Source organism: Streptomyces sp. AC627_RSS907 (genome assembly GCF_019049165.1).
This window is the reverse complement of record NZ_JAGMUE010000498.1, coordinates 1-595: the sequence shown is the minus strand read 5'-3', so window position 1 is coordinate 595 and position 595 is coordinate 1. Positions and strand designations below refer to the sequence as shown.

Sequence of the window (595 nt, the reverse complement as noted above, 5' to 3'; positions counted from 1 at the left end):
GGTGGCAAAGGAGGCGCGGTAGATGGCCGCGCCGTCCTTCTCGTAGTCGAACACAGTGTCCTCGTTGTCCCTTGATGTTCCTGATGGCCTTCGATGTCCCGGGCTGTGCCCGGCCCCGGCACGACCGGGGCGGCGTCGGGTCACGGCACGCGTCGCGCCGCCGCCACCGTGGTCGCCAACTCCGCGAGCCGGAGCGGCCCCACGGGAGCCGCCGCCTCCGTCGGGCCCGGTGCGTCCGGGCGGTCCGTCGCGTCCGGGCGCACCGGCGCGTCCGGCGTCCCCACGCGCTCCGCCTCCGCCGCGCCCGGCGTCGGCCCGCCGGGCCGTGGCGCGGGCGCCACCTGGCGGGCCGCCGTACGCTCCGTACCCTCGATCGAGATCCGATAGCCGTCGGCGCCGGCCAGCACGTCCACCCAGCGGCCCCGAGGGTGGCCGCAGCGGCGCTCGCAGCCCGACCAGTACACCGGCAACCTCCGCTCGGGCCGCCGGGCGGCGGGCGTCGGCTCGGTCGGCGACGGCGTGGTCGCGGCCAGCGCGCCGGCCGCGTCCGCTCGTACGTCGGCCAGCGACTTCGCGCAGCCGGGCCGCCCCGTTC

At 78.3% G+C, this 595-nt stretch carries 1 pseudogene; it reads right to left on the bottom strand.

Annotation, left to right across the window (positions count from 1 at the left end):
• Positions 1-140: 140 nt before the first annotated feature.
• A pseudogene (locus KUM32_RS44320) lies at positions 141-595 on the bottom strand (hypothetical protein); the annotation flags it as partial.